The sequence below is a fragment of the Rhizobium bangladeshense genome, assembly GCF_017357245.1.
Taxonomy (GTDB): Bacteria; Pseudomonadota; Alphaproteobacteria; order Rhizobiales; family Rhizobiaceae; genus Rhizobium; species Rhizobium bangladeshense.
In genome coordinates, this window is record NZ_CP071612.1 from 2,000,107 (window position 1) to 2,014,150 (window position 14,044).

Consider the following 14,044-nt stretch of genomic DNA (forward strand, 5'->3'; position numbering starts at 1 on the left):
ATCACATGCCCTGCAAGGCCTGGATTTGAGGCGGTCCAATGATATCTGTTGATAGCGTTTGATAGGTGGAGTTAGCAGGAATCACCTGCCTTCTAAGCAGGTTGTCGCAGGTTCGATTCCTGCAGGGGTCGCCACTATTTCAATGACTTGATATGCCCCGGTCAGCGGCGCACCGTTCGGCGTCGTCCGGCCATTACGTGTACGGCTGTCGGACGGGCGTCCCCTATAGAAGAATTGAGAACAGCGGCTGGACCTTCCGCGACCAAACCATCACAGGCCTTATCATCTCGCTGATCAATTGGGATTCCAAGCTCATTGACGATCAGCAGCTTGCAGCCGCCCAGCTGCATCTGGAAGCGGAGACAACCTGTAAGACGGGTGCGGGATTATTCTTCGACTGATCGAGGTGCCGCCTGCTCACCAGGCAACCTTCCGTTCGACGAATTGACAGAGACCTGGATCCGAGCGCCTGACCGGCGCTTTGCAGTCTGCATCACCCGCCAGGTCAACCCCTCACGATGAACGGCGACCGCTATTGCCTCGCGCACAATTGCACCGGACAGGCGGCTGACACCCAAAAAAATTTCAGCGCGCGGATGAGATCGCCACTCGGGTCACGCCCTCCCGGCTTGCTCATCCACGCGCTGAAGTCGCCGAAGTTTGCGCGCCCCGTGGCGGGTTACACTCCGCGATCGATATATTTCCGGATTATTAGCATGATTGTTGCGGCGATCGGACGACCGCCGCAACTCACATAGTTACAGGATTAGATCGCCTGCCCCTAGGTGGACGAGGCCCTGTAATTGGATTTCGAAATCATGAACGCCGTCGCCATTCAGGTCTGCCTGGACAATGGTAGCATCGTGATCGGATCCAGCCCTGTCATCGTAGTGCCAGGCAAGCGCGCCAGCCTTCTTATCGAACAGGGCATTCTCCTGCGCCTGAAAATGGAAGGTTCCATTGCCCTGCGCAGAGCCATTCGCATCTATCGCCGAGAGGTCGATCTTATCGACGCCGTGCTGAAAGTCGGTGATGACGTCGCGGTTCCAGCCCGACCCGGTCTCCGTCGGTGTCTTGAAGGCAAACGTATCCGAGCTGGCGCCGCCGGCCATGACGTCCTTTCCGGCGCCACCAATGATGACGTCCCCGCCGGCACCGCCGAACAGCTTATCCCCGCCGGCGCCGCCATCCAGCTTGTCCGCGCCAGCCCCGCCACGCAGAACGTTGCTGCCACCATTGCCGCCGGTCAGCACGTCGTTGTAACTGGAGCCAGTCAGGTTTTCGATGCTGACGAACTTGTCACCGGTGGCATGCCCGCCCGATGCGGTCCCAGTCGCCAAATTGACTTTGACCGCCCCGGAGCCCGCATAGCTGGCTGTGTCGTTGCCATAACCGCCGTCGAGCACGTCCGCACCGGCGCCGCCTTTCAACACGTCACGACCGCCGAGACCCTTGAAGGTTTCGCTGCCGCTATTGGACTGACCGGTATGCGGCAGGATGTCGTTGCCATCGGTGCCGATGAATTGCTTCGTCGGCGCAGTCGGCGTTGTCGGCTGCGTCGGCGTGGTTGGTGTTGTCGGTTCCGTCGGCGCGGTTGGCGTTGTCGGCTGCGTCGGCGTGGTTGGCGTTGTCGGTTCCGTCGGCGCGGTTGGCGTCGTCGGTTCCGTCGGCGCGGTTGGCGTTGTCGGTTGCGTCGGCGCCGACGGCGTTCCCGATACCGGGGCGGAGCCGGATTCGTAAGCACCCATATCGACAGTTCCTACGACACGAGCGTCGCCGTCCAGATCGACCGAGCTGACGCCGTACTTGCTGGTTCCGCTGTCGATCGCCGCCGAGCCGGAGGCTAGGTGGAAGTCGTCGCTCGATGCCCCCACGAATTTCGGGTCGACGCCGAGCTTGTTGCCGCTCGCCGCGCTCGGCATCGCGTTGCCGCCGTCGGTCTTGACCGAGGCCTGGCCGGCCGTGCCGTTGTAAGTGATGTTGTTGGCCCAGACGACGTTGTCGTTGGAGTAGCTGTCGGTCGAGGTGTTGTCGATCGCTGTATTATTCTGGTTCAGCGAGGGATCCGCTACGGCGACGTTGTTGACCCAGGTGTTGTTGCTCGACGCCGAGTTGCTGAGTTCGCCCCTCCAGGTGCCGGTATTCAGCGGGTCCTGGTTGTTGTGGTAGGCGGTGTTGTTTTTCACCGTGACGGAGTCGCTCCAGGTAACCTGAATGCCTTTGCCGCCGTTCTCGTAGACTAGGTTGTTCTCGACCAGGGTCTTGAACGTGTAGTTCGGATAACCGCTCGTCTGGGTGCTCTGGAAATCGTCGATGATGATGCCGTTGCCATCGGTGTGCTCACCGGCCTTTGTGACGTTGTCATGCGAGATGTTGTTCCGCACGATCGTCCGGTAGCCGTCCGTCGAGGTATCGCCGGTGATGTTCCGGTTCTGGTAGATCGAGATGCCCGAGAACCAGCCTGTCGACGCGTTATTGTAGGTCTCGTTGCCTTCGATGCGGATGAAGTCCGACTGGTTGAACTGGATGCCCGACTCCCCGCTGCCGTGGACCTTGTTATTGAGGATCTGGACGTGGTGGACATTGTTCGCTTCGATGCCGTCGCCGTTGGCGCCGCCGATGTCAAAGCCGTTAACGACCACGTAGTTGGCGTTGACACTGATCGCGTTCCAGGAGCCCTCGGGCGGCCGGATCAGTGCCCCGCCGGGCACTTCCGAGCGCAGCGTGATGTTGCCTGCAGCCGAGCCGTCCTTGTCGATGTTGATGGCCTCGTTGTAAGTGCCTGCCTTCACCACGACCTCGTCGCCGGGCTTAAGGTCCGCCGCCATCGCGTCGCTGATCGTGCGAAAAGGGGAGGAGGCACTGCCGTTCCCGCCGCTGCTGCTCGAAGCTACGTAGTATGTTGTCATGGTTCTGTTCCTCAACTTCAGCGTTGTCTAATATTTTGTAGTTAATCATGTGTTGCGGGGGGTTTATAGGCCGACGTTCCGAAGGGTGCAACAGCACAGAAACAGTAAGTACTTGAGAACAATAGCCATATTGCTGCCATAATATCCGGATCACCCCCGAGTTACATTTTGAAATATTTGCGGAAATCCGATTCGCCCAAATTGGGACAAAATATATATCTCGCTTGCCGCGAATTATTCTTTATGCAACTACAGCGACACCCGCCCATTGAAAAGATTAGGAAAACCTGATAAACGTGGCTGAAATCCTGCCGCCAAGGCGGGATCAACATTTTTTCTGAATTTTTCAATTTTTGGCAGCTTCGCCTTAACGATTGGCACTATTCGCAACGGCAACGACAGGGCCAACACCGCTCTCTGAGTTCTTAAATTCGACCATGAGTCGTCGCGCAAGACCCACCCGGCGATGGGCTACACCTCCCCCGCCGGCACATGCCAGCGGGCGAAATTCACCTTCGAAACGCAGGCTCTGGCGGAGGCATATGCGCTGGCGCAACCTCATCGAATACGTGTGGCTTGCGCCGTAAGACACTGCCAAGGTAGTGGCTATCTCGAACAAATTTGATGCCGAACCTAGTCGCCCCGGACAGCGCGAGCAGGCCAATCATCTGCGGTTCGGGCGCCTATCGCCCAGATCGTAAAGGAGATTTGCTCGCACAGCTCATCTGGCAACGAGAAGGCCGCACCCAATTCCGGCGCGATCTCTTTCGACGGCACATCGGGTGGCACGGCGGCGACTGCTCAATGGCTCTCAACCTCGAAGTTGTTCTATGGCGAATGGAAGATCATCTCCTTCGCAGCTGGTCTTTTTAATGCCGGAGCCATGACGATTTCGGCTGGATTGGCATCTCGGCACGCAGCTGAAGGGCAGTTTTATGGAATGCTTTTTAATGCAGCGCCGACGAGAATAATATTGTTAAAGCTTGTCCAGTACTCGACGACGGATATTTCTTTCCACTGGCGTGATGCGGCAATGAAAATGACAGAAATTCTGATGATATCGCCGAGAAGTTGAAACAGCCTAGGATTAGATACGTTTCAATCAACGCTATACTTTTCCTACCTACAATAGGCGGAATGTTGAAGCCGCAGCTGGCGTATACCCTCCCTTTCAGTTCTTTGGAGGCGAGTATGAGAACGAATTTTTCACGCATCGGCGCTGCTGCATTTCTGCTTTATCCGATGAATGGCTACGCCGTTGATCTTCCTGCGGGGGCCAAAAGATTACGATGGACGAGTTTAAAGCTTTTTCTGACAGCAGGCATGTGAAGGTAGGAATTCTCGATTTGGAAAAGCCTGTGACCGGCCGAACTCGTTTGGAGCTGGAAGAACGGCACCATCACCGGTAAAGCCGATGTCGGCAAGACGATCGCGTGAAGACAAAACTCACCTTCAAGGGCGATAAAGCCTGTTCTGCCGGCAAGGGCGAGAAGCCAAGCTGCCATTTTATCGAATCGACGGCGACAAGTTCTACGAAGTTCGAGATGACATGAAGGTGCACGCGGTGTCGACCGTCGGGCAAGGTTCCAGTCATCCACCGCTCCGACCCCTCATCGAGATTCATTCGGCTGCTCATCGCTGCGGCAATTGCCAGACGGCAAACCGCCAGCCATGGTCGCGCAACAGCTGACATGTGGCAGCCGCCAATCGAGAAGCCTTCGCCAAATGACCGGTTTATCCCAGCCTTTGACGTTCCATGGCAGATTAGAGCCGTTCGCTTCTTCTCAGCGATCCAGGAAATGCTGGAAGTAAACTTCGGGGATGGGGTAGGCATAGACGCCTCTGTCGACGAAGCCGCGTCGATAGAGACAATTTCTGAGCGCCGCGTTGTAATGGAGGCTTCTCGGGTCCGGCGAGCCGCGTCGCCATGAGCCGGCCTCTGGCACGCACCGCTGGAGCGCTTTGTCGTATCGGGCCAAGAGGACCGGGTCGGTATCGACCCGAATGCCGCTGTAGGATTGATAGTTTGAAGGAGATTCTGCGGCCGAAATACAGCCCAAGCTAAGCACAACACCAACAACTGCCATCAATCGCATTGGATTTATCTCTCCCTAGATCGAATAATTGGAGTTATCTGCCCGGACGTTATTGGTTCCAGCGCCTGCGGGCAAGGGCCTAAGACAAGGCCGAATGGCTGCCGCCGCAAATGGCGGCAGCCATTCGTCAGCAACGGATCGGGATCAGTCCAGGAGATCGGCCGGCACCTTGCCGCCATTTTCCGAAAGCCGCTTCATCAGCGCCTTGTGCAGCCACATATTCATTCTTGCGGAATCATTGGGATCGCCGGTATAGCCGAGTTCAGCGGCGAGTTCCTTGCGCTCAGCCAAGCTCGCGTCCATCCCGACCGCTTTCATCAGGTCGACGATCGAGTGACGCCAATCGAGTTTCTGGCCGCTCTTCTTCGCGGCCGCGTCGAGGATGGGCACGATATCGACTGTCGCCGCGGCTGGGCTTGTGGCCGGCTTGCCTTGGGCGGGAGAGGCCGCAGGCGCCGGGCTGGGCGGGGCCGACGGTGAGGCAGGCGCTCGTGCCGGTTCTGTCTTCTGCGCGCTCCCGGCAACGGGTTCGGCTGCCTTCGCTTCTCCGAAGATTGCATGTTTGATTTTGTCGAAAATGCCCATTCTCGAACCTCCACTGTCAATTAATGAGAACATGCTGAAACATGGAATTCGCAATGGGCATATCCAGAAGATGGGAGGATTATTTTTGCCCGCGCGAGTCGAGAACTGAAAGTTGACATGACCGCTTTGGCACAGACGCCCACGGCCGCTTAACGGCGATAACGAGGCGGGATCATTCTCCGCCATGGCGCCGGCTCCCAACGCAACGAGAGGAAATACTCGCCAATCCTTCACGTTGGCTTCGCATGGGTGTCCTGGAAGGCAGGTGTCCAATCGATCGAAGGCACGCTCGTTCCTCGATCTCAGCTGTCGGGCTGCACCGTACGGCACATGAAACGGAGGAAGATCATGACGAATATCCACCTCAGGCTACCGGTTGCCCTGCTTGCATCCGCCTGTGCCGTCCTTGCTATGCCGGCGGGCCAAGCACAGGCGATCGATGTCGGCGTTCCGGTCAATGCCGGCAATGCCGTCAGTGACGATGCCGGCGCTTCGCTCAGTGGACGAAGAGGCATCGATGCGACGCCCGGCGCATCCCTCGGCGGCTCGAACGGCGTCAACGCCGATGCAGCCGCCAATGCCGGCGGCGACCGCCGCGTCAATGCCGATCTCAAGGCACGTGTCGGCGGTTCCGACCGGTTGATGCCGACGCCACGGCTTCGATTGGCGGCGGCAACGGCGTCAACGCCAATCTGGCCATCGGCCGGGTGAACGGTAGAAGCGATGCCGCAGCGACGCGCGCCGCCGATACGGCTGAGGTGCGCACCCTCGAGGCCTTCCGCAGCATGCCTGCCGACCAGCGGCGCAAGATGCTCGTCCGTTGCGCCGATATTTCCGGATCGGGCGGTTCCGATCCAGGTCTTGCCGGTCTCTGCAGTCTGCTGCAGGCGACAGTCTCTCGTTGAACATGAAAGACCCGCCGAACCGAAAGGGGCGGCGGGTCTTTGACAAGTTCAGTTCCGGGGCTCAATGCAGGATCTGGCTGAGGAACAGCTTGGTGCGTTCGTGCTGGGGATTGTCGAAGAATTCCGCAGGCGAATTCTGTTCGACGATCTGGCCCTGGTCCATGAAGATGACGCGGTTGGCGACCTGGCGGGCAAAGCCCATTTCGTGTGTGACGCAGAGCATGGTCATGCCTTCTTCGGCCAGACCCACCATGGTGTCGAGCACTTCCTTGATCATTTCCGGGTCGAGCGCCGAGGTCGGCTCGTCGAACAGCATGATCTTCGGGTTCATGCACAGCGATCGGGCGATCGCCACGCGCTGCTGTTGGCCCCCAGAAAGCTGGCCCGGATATTTATTGGCCTGTTCCGGGATCTTGACTCGCCTCAGGAAGTGCATGGCGATTTCTTCCGCCTGCTTCTTCGGCATCTTGCGCACCCAGATCGGCGCCAGCGTGCAGTTTTCGAGAATCGTCAGGTGCGGGAAGAGGTTGAAGTGCTGGAACACCATGCCGACTTCGCGCCTGACTTCATCGATCTTCTTCAGATCATTGGTGAGCTCAGTGCCGTCAACGATGATTTGCCCCTTCTGATGCTCTTCCAGGCGGTTGATACAGCGGATCATCGTCGATTTGCCCGAGCCGGACGGGCCAGCGATGACGATGCGCTCGCCGCGCATGACCTTCAGATTGATGTCGCGCAGCACGTGGAAATCGCCGTACCACTTGTTCATGTTGACGATCTCGATCGCCACTTCCGTTGCGGAAACGGTGAGTTTTTTAGCAGGAGCTTCAGCCATGATTATTTTCCCTCATTTTTATCGTTTGTGGCCGGTGTCGAGGTGACGTTCGATGAATGCTGAATAGCGCGACATGCCGAAGCAGAAAAGCCAGAAGGCGAAGCCGGCGAATATCAGTCCCGTCAGTGGCGTTACTGCGGTCGCCCAATTCGGATCGACGAAGTTGAGGCGAACGATGCCGAGAAGGTCGAACATGCTGATGATCGACACCAGCGAGGTGTCCTTGAACATGCCGATGAAGGTGTTGACGATACCAGGGATCACCAGCTTGATTGCCTGCGGCATGATGACCAACCTCATCTTCTGCCAGTAACCCAACCCGAGCGAATCCGCTCCCTCGAACTGCCCCTTGGGAATGGCCTGCAAGCCTCCGCGTATGACCTCCGCCATGTAGGCCGAGGCGAAGATCGAGACCCCGATGATCGCGCGCAGGAGCTTGTCCACCGTCCAGCCGGCCGGCAGGAAAAGCGGCAGCATGACGCTCGCCATGAAGAGGACCGTAATCAGCGGCACGCCGCGGACCACTTCGATGAAGATGATGCAGACCGTGCGGATGACCGGCATCTGCGAGCGCCTTCCGAGCGCCAGGATGATGCCGAGCGGAAAGGAGACGGCGATGCCGACGAAGGAGAGCACCAGCGTTACAAGCAGCCCACCCCAGAGCGGGGTCTCGACGATTTCCAATCCGAATCCGCCGTAGAGCATGAAGAAGGAAACGATCGGTAGCACGCCGAAGAGCAGGAGCGCGTTGAGGCCTTTGCGTGGTGCCGAAGGGATGAGCATCGGCACTAACAGGAGCACGAAAAGAATGCCGACCAGCGTCGGCCGCCAGCGCTCGTCGAGCGGATAACGTCCAAAAATGAACTGGTCGAATTTGGCATTGACGAAGGCCCAGCATGCACCGTTCCAGCTGTCTGGCTGTATGCCACCCTGCACAGCAGTGGCGCAGAAGGTGCGATCCGGACCGCTCCAAACCGCCTGCACGAAGAGCCAGTCGATCGCGTGCAGGAGGGCCCAACCGACGAAGATAAGCGCCAGCACCGTAAGGATCATGTCCTTGGGCGTCGCGAGAAGATTGCGGCGAACCCAAGCGACCATGCCTTTCTCTCCTGACGGAGGCGGCTCCGGCGCCAGTATGGCGGTTCTGACGAAACTGTTGCTCATCTTACCTCTCCACCAGCGCCATCTTGGCATTGAACCAGTTCATGAACAGCGATGTCACGATACTGAGGCCGAGGTAAATGACCATCCAAATGAGAATGACCTCGACGGCCTGGCCGGTCTGGTTCAGGGTCGTGCTGCCGACGGCGACGAGATCGGCAAATCCGATGGCGATCGCCAGGGACGAATTCTTGGTCAGATTGAGGTACTGGCTGCTCAGCGGCGGAATGATGATGCGGAAGGCCTGCGGAATGACAACCAGCCGGGTGATCGACGAGGGGTGAAGCCCAAGTGCGGCTGCAGCTTCCGTTTGTCCCTTCGGCACACCGCGAATGCCAGCGCGCACGATCTCGGCGATGAAGGCCGCGGTGTAGAAGGAAAGCGCCAGGAAGAGCGACATGAATTCAGGCCCGACGACGGAGCCGCCGGTGAGGTTGAACTTGCCCGCGACCGGATAATCGAAAGACAGCGGCGCGCCTGCGAGCAGGAAGGCGATAATCGGCAGGCCGATCAGCAGGCCGATCGACGCCCAGATCGTATGGAACGGCTGGCCCGTCGCCGCCTGCCTGCGGTGCGCCCATCGGGCCATGGCGATGACGGCGATGATCGCTAAGATGAAGGCTACGCCGACAAGCCAGAAAGTTTCACCGAAAATCGGCTTGGGAAAGGCAAGACCGCGATTGTTCAGATACGACCCGAGCGGCAGATGCAGCGACTCGCGCGCACTCGGCAGAATCGCCAGAACGCCCGAATACCAGAAGAAGATCACGAGCAGCGGCGGGATATTGCGGAAAACTTCGACATAGACCGTGCACAGCTTGGCAATCAACCAGTTCCGCGACAGCCGTCCGATGCCGATGATGAAGCCGATGATGGTGGCGGTGATGATGCCAGTAACGGCTATGAGAATCGTATTCAACAGGCCGACGACAAGCGCGCGGCCGTAAGTCGAATCGCTTGAATAGGCAATCAGCGACTGACCGACTTCGAAGCCGGCACGGCCATTCAGGAAACCGAAGCCCGACGCGATGTTGGCGCGCGCCAGATTGACAGCAGTGTTGTGCGCGACCCACCAGACGAAGACGACCAGCAGTACGATGGTGAGAACCTGGAAGAAGATGCCCCGAATTGTCGGGTCGTAGAGCGCGGACTGAAAACTCCAGCCGCCTCTGGATAAACGTGTTGAATCCAAAGCCTGGTGGGTCATGCTTGGCCAATTCCCCATTATGCTCCTTTTCGGAGCTTTTTTATTGGAGGAGGAAAGGCGGTCGCCCGCCTTTCCGGCTTCATACTTGATGCCGCTCAGCGAACCGGCGGAGCATACTGAATGCCGCCCTTGTTCCACAGGGCGTTAAGGCCACGCGCGATCTTGAGCTGGCTGCTCTCGCCGATGTTGCGCTCGAAGACCTCGCCGTAATTGCCGACGTTCTTGACGATGTTGTAAGCCCAATCGTTGGTGAGGCCCAGATCGGTGCCGATCTTGGTGTCGGCCTCGACGCCGAGGAAGCGCTTGATGTCAGGATTCGGCGAGTTCTTCATGTCGTCGACATTCGCCTGAGTGATGCCGAATTCTTCAGCATTGATCATGGCATAGCCAACCCAGCTGACGATATCGAACCACTGGTCGTCACCCTGACGAACGGCCGGGGCGAGCGGTTCCTTGGAAATGATTTCCGGCAGGATCGTGTGTTCGTCCGGGTTCTTCAGCGTCAGGCGCAATGAGTAGAGACCGGACTGGTCGGTTGTGTAGACGTCGCAACGACCGGCATCGTAGGCGGCATTGACCTCGTCCAGCTTTTCGAAGACGACCGGATTGTACTGAAGGTTGTTTGCCTTGAAATAGTCGGCGAGATTGAGCTCGGTGGTCGTGCCCGACTGCACGCACACGGATGCGCCGGACAATTCCAGTGCCGACTTCACATTCAGGCTCTTGCGCACCATGAATCCCTGGCCGTCATAGTAGTTGACGAAACGGAAATTCAGGCCGAGTGCCGTATCGCGATTGATCGACCAGGTCGTATTGCGGGCGAGCACGTCGATTTCACCGGACTGAAGGGCGGGGAAGCGATTGGCGGCGCTCAGCGGGGTGAACTTCACCTTTGTGGGGTCGCCAAAGACGGCCGCAGCGACGGCCTTGCAGAAATCGACGTCGAAGCCGGCCCAGTTGCCGGAAGCGTCAGGTGCCGCAAAGCCTGCGAGACCGGTGTTGACACCGCACTGAATGAAACCCTTTGCCTTAACATCGCCGAGTGTAGTGGCCGAAGCAGCCGAGGTGCCAAGAGCGAAAACTGCTGCGCCGATTGCGGCGGACAGAAGCTTGTTCTTCATTTTTTTCCCAACCTTTTCCGTTGTATTATTTCTTGTGGGGCGTTCCGGCGGAAAAACTCTGCCACCCCCCATCGTCTCGACACCCTCCCGGCGCGAGTACCCTATCACAGTCGCAAATGTCACCATGGTCAAGTGTCGCGATCAATAATTGCGGCGAAATTCAGATTTTTGCTGAATTGAGCCGCATTCGAAGGCGGTTGGCTAGGAAATGAGCGCCTCACTGCGGAAAAATAACGCGAATTTCGAAATTCCAGGCACCTGCGGGATCCCTCTTTGAGGGGTTGACCGGGCTGCCCGGGGCGTCCAAAAGTCTGGCTTTGCGCCCCTCGCCAAAGGCTATTTCCGACATGAAAGACAAAGACAGCTTGCTGCAGACCGCCGGCATCAATACGCGCCTGACCCATATCGGCAACGACCCCTTCGACTATCACGGCTTCGTCAATCCGCCGGTCGTGCATGCCTCGACCGTGCTCTTCCCCAATGCGGCGACGATGGAGAAGCGCTCGCAGAAATACACCTACGGAACGCGCGGCACGCCGACGACGGACGCGCTCTGCGATGCGATCGACGCACTCGAGGGATCGGCCGGCACGATCCTCGTGCCTTCTGGGCTGGCGGCTGTGACCATTCCGTTTCTGGGTTTTTCCGCCGCCGGCGATCATGTGCTGGTCGTCGATTCGGTTTACGGCCCCACGCGCCATTTCTGTGATACGATGCTGAAGCGCCTCGGCGTCGAGGTGGAATATTACGATCCGGCGATCGGCGCCGGCATCGAGGGGCTGTTCCGGCCGAACACCAAGATCGTCCATACCGAGGCTCCCGGCTCCAACACTTTCGAAATGCAGGATATTCCGGCGATCTCGGCAGTAGCGCATCGCCACGGCGCCGTGGTCATGATGGACAATACATGGGCAACGCCGCTGTATTTCAGGCCGCTCGATCACGGCGTCGACATCTCCATCCATGCGGCGACGAAATATCCATCGGGCCATTCCGATATCCTTCTCGGAACGGTATCGGCCAATGCCGAACACTGGGAGCGGCTCAAGGAGGCGAACGGCGCCCTTGGCATCTGCGGCGCGCCCGACGACGCCTATCAGATCCTGCGCGGATTGCGCAGCATGGGCCTGCGCCTCGAGCGGCATTATGAAAGCGCGCTTGACATCGCCGAATGGTTGGAGGGCAGGGAGGGTGTCGCCCGCGTGCTGCATCCGGCGCTGCCGAGTTTCCCCTCCCACAATATCTGGAAGCGCGATTTCAAGGGCGCCAGCGGTATCTTTTCCTTCATTCTTGCCGCGGAGAGCCCTCAGAAATTCAAGGCAAGGGCGCATGCATTTCTCGACGCGCTCAGGATCTTCGGTCTCGGCTATTCCTGGGGCGGCTTTGAAAGCCTCGCGTTGCACGCCAATCTGAACGATCGCAAGATCGCCAAGGCTCCGAAGGAGGGGCCGGTCATCCGCCTGCAGGTCGGCCTTGAAGATGTGGCCGACCTCAAGGCCGATATCGAACGGGGTTTTGCTGCGGCAAACGCCGTCTGAGCAGTTGCGGCTAAAGCATGTCGCGCAAAACTGTGCAGCGGTTTTGTGGCAGCGACATGCGTAAACGAACAACTAAAGCGCAAGAAGCGAATCTGAAAGATCGCGACGCGCTTAAGGGCACTGCGGCTGCTTGCGGCGCCTTACAGGGTGCGCTGAGCCCGGTAGCCGTAGATCCAGTCGAGATCGGCCGCCAGGCTTTGCGGCGGCTTCAGGCCGAGCACCAGATCTCGGCCGATCCGGATCGGCCCCTTCGCATGATAGGCAAATTTGTTGAAGGCGCCGCGCCGACGAAGCTTTGCAATGCGCGGCGCCCGATGCCTCTCGAAGAGCGCCATTGCTTCCGGCACCGGCCGACTCGAAAGAAAAACGGCAAGTTCATAGGCGTCTTCGATTGCCATGGCCGCTCCCTGGGCGGCAAAGGGCATCATCGCATGCGCGGCATCGCCGACCAGAACCGTCCTTCGGCCGTCCTGCCACGCGCCCGATGTCGTTTCGAAGAGCGGCCAGAAAGTCAGCTTCCGCTGTTGTTCGAGCATTGACACGATCGCGCTGTTCCAGCCCGAAAGCTGCGCCCGCAGCCGCGCACGCTGCTCTGCCGTCGGCTCGCTTCGCCAGGCCTGCGGCGCGGCATTGCCGGCGGTGATCGCCACCATATTGATACTGCCGGTCTCTTTCAGCGGATAGCAGACGAGATGCGCCGAGCCGCCGAGGAAAGCCGAAACGCTTGTTCGATCGAGGAAGCCCGGCGCCTCATCTTCGGCAATGGTGAAGCGGTAGGCGATATTGCCGGAAAACCGCGGCAAGGGGCTGCCGGGCACGGACTGCCGGAGATTCGACCAGACGCCGTCCGCGCCGATGACGATATCGGCAGCTCGTTCGACAGGCGGCGAGCTCGATTCCACCCGCACCCCGAGATGAAGCCGGCAGAGCGGGTCGGCTTCGACCTCAGCCAGAAGCGCAGTCTGCAATGTGGCGCGATGCAGCACGCCATAGGGTGCCCCCCAGCGCTGCCGCGCGAATTTGCCTGCCGGCACGGCTGCAAGCTGGCGCAGCGAACCGCCTGACATCAGCCGGATCGCTTCCGGTTCGAGCCAGACTTTTGAAAGTTCCTCGAGGACGCCGAGTTCTGCCAGGATGCGGGAGGCGTTCGGCGAAAGCTGCAATCCGGCACCGACTTCGGCGAGTTCATCCGTCTGCTCGAAAATCTCGGAGCTGATGCCCCGGCGCGAAAGTGCAAGGGCAACGGTCAGGCCGGCAATGCCGGCGCCGATGATGGCGGCATGTTCGACCGGCATTATCAGTCCGATCCGGATTCTGGACGGTTTACGCCGCCTTCACGTGGAAAACGCATCCGGCCGGATTGGTCTGGCTCGGCTTGAGAGACGCATTATAGCGGTAAAGCGTCGAGCAGTAGGAGCAGACCTTCTCGTTGTCGTCGCCCATGTCGATGAAGATATGCGGGTGGTCGAAAGGAACCGAAGCGCCGGTGCACATGAATTCTTTGACGCCGACTTCGATGACGCGATGACCGCCGTCGTTCTGGAAGTGAGGAATGTTGTGGCCGGCCATGTCGCTCTCCGAATGCTTTGCAAGTGCGCGAACCTTATAAGCCTTCGCCCTAAATGTGTAGAGCCAAAGCGCCGCGCCCGGCACAGTTTTTACCCACAGTTTTGACTTCCCGCCGCGA

The 14,044-nt window shown here is 59.0% G+C and carries 13 protein-coding genes; 4 read left to right on the forward strand and 9 right to left on the reverse strand.

The features are described 5' to 3' along the window. Window positions 1-758: 758 nt before the first annotated feature. Complete coding sequence (locus J2J98_RS09790) at window positions 759-2,909, reverse strand: choice-of-anchor Q domain-containing protein (protein ID WP_207602979.1); 2,151 nt, start codon at window positions 2,907-2,909, stop codon at window positions 759-761. A 1,191-nt stretch (window positions 2,910-4,100) separates the two neighbouring features. Between J2J98_RS09790 and J2J98_RS30295 the strand changes: the two genes are divergently transcribed. Then, on the forward strand, window positions 4,101-4,238 hold the full coding sequence (locus tag J2J98_RS30295; RefSeq protein WP_246569412.1) for a hypothetical protein: 138 nt from the start codon (window positions 4,101-4,103) through the stop codon (window positions 4,236-4,238). Window positions 4,239-4,693: 455 nt separating this feature from the next. Here the strand turns inward: J2J98_RS30295 and J2J98_RS09800 are convergent, their stop codons facing one another. Both J2J98_RS09800 and J2J98_RS09805 read right to left on the reverse strand, forming a co-directional pair. Continuing rightward, window positions 4,694-5,005, reverse strand: coding sequence for a hypothetical protein (locus J2J98_RS09800; RefSeq protein WP_064691462.1), 312 nt, complete (start codon window positions 5,003-5,005; stop codon window positions 4,694-4,696). Window positions 5,006-5,149: 144 nt separating this feature from the next. Then, window positions 5,150-5,590 carry a DUF3597 domain-containing protein gene (locus J2J98_RS09805; protein WP_207603111.1) on the reverse strand — a complete coding sequence of 147 codons (441 nt, stop codon included), beginning with the start codon at window positions 5,588-5,590 and terminating at the stop codon, window positions 5,150-5,152. A 348-nt stretch (window positions 5,591-5,938) separates the two neighbouring features. Between J2J98_RS09805 and J2J98_RS09810 the strand changes: the two genes are divergently transcribed. Both J2J98_RS09810 and J2J98_RS30770 read left to right on the forward strand, forming a co-directional pair. After that, window positions 5,939-6,301 (forward strand): hypothetical protein, encoded by a 363-nt coding sequence (locus J2J98_RS09810; RefSeq protein WP_311044205.1) that lies wholly within the window; start codon window positions 5,939-5,941, stop codon window positions 6,299-6,301. Then, the gene (locus tag J2J98_RS30770) at window positions 6,298-6,495 is read left to right on the forward strand and encodes a hypothetical protein (protein ID WP_311044204.1); all 198 of its coding nucleotides are present in this window, start codon (window positions 6,298-6,300) and stop codon (window positions 6,493-6,495) included. Before J2J98_RS09810 ends, J2J98_RS30770 begins: the two co-directional genes overlap by 4 nt. A 61-nt stretch (window positions 6,496-6,556) precedes the next feature. Here the strand turns inward: J2J98_RS30770 and J2J98_RS09815 are convergent, their stop codons facing one another. The 4 genes from J2J98_RS09815 to J2J98_RS09830 all read right to left on the reverse strand — a co-directional run bounded on the left by J2J98_RS09815 (window position 6,557) and on the right by J2J98_RS09830 (window position 10,819). Further along, window positions 6,557-7,330, reverse strand: a complete 774-nt coding sequence (locus tag J2J98_RS09815) for an amino acid ABC transporter ATP-binding protein (protein WP_064709064.1) — start codon at window positions 7,328-7,330, stop codon at window positions 6,557-6,559. 18 nt (window positions 7,331-7,348) lie between these two features. Then, window positions 7,349-8,494 carry an amino acid ABC transporter permease gene (locus tag J2J98_RS09820; protein ID WP_207602980.1) on the reverse strand — a complete coding sequence of 382 codons (1,146 nt, stop codon included), beginning with the start codon at window positions 8,492-8,494 and terminating at the stop codon, window positions 7,349-7,351. Window position 8,495: 1 nt separating this feature from the next. After that, entirely contained in the window at window positions 8,496-9,698 is a 1,203-nt protein-coding gene (locus J2J98_RS09825; protein WP_207602981.1) for an amino acid ABC transporter permease, read from the reverse strand. Between the two features lie 95 nt (window positions 9,699-9,793). Then, a complete protein-coding gene (locus J2J98_RS09830) occupies window positions 9,794-10,819 on the reverse strand; it encodes an amino acid ABC transporter substrate-binding protein (RefSeq protein ID WP_207602982.1) in 1,026 nt (341 codons plus the stop codon). Between the two features lie 347 nt (window positions 10,820-11,166). Between J2J98_RS09830 and J2J98_RS09835 the strand changes: the two genes are divergently transcribed. After that, the gene (locus tag J2J98_RS09835; RefSeq protein WP_064712842.1) at window positions 11,167-12,357 is read left to right on the forward strand and encodes a cystathionine beta-lyase; all 1,191 of its coding nucleotides are present in this window, start codon (window positions 11,167-11,169) and stop codon (window positions 12,355-12,357) included. 140 nt (window positions 12,358-12,497) lie between these two features. On the opposite strand, the gene J2J98_RS09840 is transcribed toward J2J98_RS09835, so the two are convergent. Next, the gene (locus tag J2J98_RS09840) at window positions 12,498-13,652 is read right to left on the reverse strand and encodes an FAD-dependent monooxygenase (protein ID WP_207602983.1); all 1,155 of its coding nucleotides are present in this window, start codon (window positions 13,650-13,652) and stop codon (window positions 12,498-12,500) included. A gap of 28 nt (window positions 13,653-13,680) precedes the next feature. Continuing rightward, window positions 13,681-13,926 carry a zinc-finger domain-containing protein gene (locus J2J98_RS09845; protein WP_011425183.1) on the reverse strand — a complete coding sequence of 82 codons (246 nt, stop codon included), beginning with the start codon at window positions 13,924-13,926 and terminating at the stop codon, window positions 13,681-13,683. Between the last annotated feature and the right edge of the window lie 118 nt (window positions 13,927-14,044).

Coding starts and splice junctions, on each gene's coding strand:
- J2J98_RS09790 (WP_207602979.1), bottom strand. CDS start 2,909: ATGACAACATACTACGTAGCTTCGAGCAGCAGCGGCGGGAACGGCAGT.
- J2J98_RS30295 (WP_246569412.1), top strand. CDS start 4,101: ATGAGAACGAATTTTTCACGCATCGGCGCTGCTGCATTTCTGCTTTAT.
- J2J98_RS09800 (WP_064691462.1), bottom strand. CDS start 5,005: ATGCGATTGATGGCAGTTGTTGGTGTTGTGCTTAGCTTGGGCTGTATT.
- J2J98_RS09805 (WP_207603111.1), bottom strand. CDS start 5,590: ATGGGCATTTTCGACAAAATCAAACATGCAATCTTCGGAGAAGCGAAG.
- J2J98_RS09810 (WP_311044205.1), top strand. CDS start 5,939: ATGACGAATATCCACCTCAGGCTACCGGTTGCCCTGCTTGCATCCGCC.
- J2J98_RS09815 (WP_064709064.1), bottom strand. CDS start 7,330: ATGGCTGAAGCTCCTGCTAAAAAACTCACCGTTTCCGCAACGGAAGTG.
- J2J98_RS09820 (WP_207602980.1), bottom strand. CDS start 8,494: ATGAGCAACAGTTTCGTCAGAACCGCCATACTGGCGCCGGAGCCGCCT.
- J2J98_RS09825 (WP_207602981.1), bottom strand. CDS start 9,698: ATGACCCACCAGGCTTTGGATTCAACACGTTTATCCAGAGGCGGCTGG.
- J2J98_RS09830 (WP_207602982.1), bottom strand. CDS start 10,819: ATGAAGAACAAGCTTCTGTCCGCCGCAATCGGCGCAGCAGTTTTCGCT.
- J2J98_RS09835 (WP_064712842.1), top strand. CDS start 11,167: ATGAAAGACAAAGACAGCTTGCTGCAGACCGCCGGCATCAATACGCGC.
- J2J98_RS09840 (WP_207602983.1), bottom strand. CDS start 13,652: ATGCCGGTCGAACATGCCGCCATCATCGGCGCCGGCATTGCCGGCCTG.
- J2J98_RS09845 (WP_011425183.1), bottom strand. CDS start 13,926: ATGGCCGGCCACAACATTCCTCACTTCCAGAACGACGGCGGTCATCGC.